The sequence below is a fragment of the Staphylococcus sp. HMSC62D11 genome, from assembly GCF_001839145.1.
GTDB classification, from domain to species: Bacteria; Bacillota; Bacilli; order Staphylococcales; family Staphylococcaceae; genus Staphylococcus; species Staphylococcus lugdunensis.
Window position 1 is genome coordinate 1 of record NZ_KV840188.1, and the last position, 277, is coordinate 277.

Here is a 277-nt window from a genome sequence, read left to right on the forward strand (position 1 = left end):
TCTCAGATAACACAACAGTTGTGATACCAAAAGGAGACAAAGGTGATCGTGGAGAAAATGGTCAAAACGGAACATCTATCAGTATCACATCTACAGGAACAGATAAAGCTGGAAATACAGTAGTTCATTTTAGTGACGGCAAATCAGTTACAATACCAAAAGGTCAAAATGGTACGTCAATAGGTATCCGTACAATTACACCACAAGCAAATGGAGATACAGTTGTAACCTTTACAGACGGTAAAACAATGACGATACCAAAAGGCGCTAAAGGCGA

General features: G+C 39.0%; 1 pseudogene. It reads left to right on the forward strand.

The window, feature by feature from the left end:
• Window positions 1-277: pseudogene (locus tag HMPREF3267_RS06920) on the forward strand (hypothetical protein); the annotation flags it as partial.